This window comes from Enterobacter cloacae complex sp. 394F7 (genome assembly GCF_057320385.1).
This window is the reverse complement of sequence record NZ_JBXWCS010000049.1, coordinates 1-524: the sequence shown is the minus strand read 5'-3', so window position 1 is coordinate 524 and position 524 is coordinate 1. Positions and strand designations below refer to the sequence as shown.

The 524-nt window shown below is 55.9% G+C and carries 1 protein-coding gene; it reads left to right on the top strand.

Annotated features, from left to right (window positions below):
• Positions 1-524 (top strand): bacteriophage T4 gp5 trimerisation domain-containing protein (locus tag AC2FAK_RS22970; protein WP_485453333.1); only part of this gene is annotated, 524 nt, incomplete at both ends.

Genomic DNA, 524 nt, shown 5'->3' with positions numbered 1-524 from the left:
GCCTATCGTGATGGGCCGAACCTACCATGAAGATAACCGCTCTCCGGGAGATCTGCCGGGCACGAAAACGCAGATGACCATCCGCTCGAAGACCTACAAAGGCAGCGGGTTTAACGAGCTGCGGTTTGACGATGCGACAGGTAACGAGCAGGTCTATATCCATGCGCAGAAGAACATGGATACGGAGGTGCTGAACAACCGCACCACCGATGTGAAGGTGAACCACACCGAAACTGTCGGCGCCAACCAGGTGATTACCGTTAAACAGAATCAAATACAGACGGTGGTGCAGAACCAGCAGGAAACCGTCGGACAGAACCAGTCGGTCACCGTCGGGCTGAATCAGGCAGAAACGGTAGGCATTGTGCGTGCACTGTCGGTTGGTGTGGCTTATCAGACCACCGTGGGTGGGGTGATGAAGACCTCCGTGGCACTGATGCAGTCCTCGCAGGTTGGCATGCAGAAATCCCTGCTGGTCGGTAAAGGGTATGACGTCAGCGTGGGTGAGAACGTCACCTTCTCGG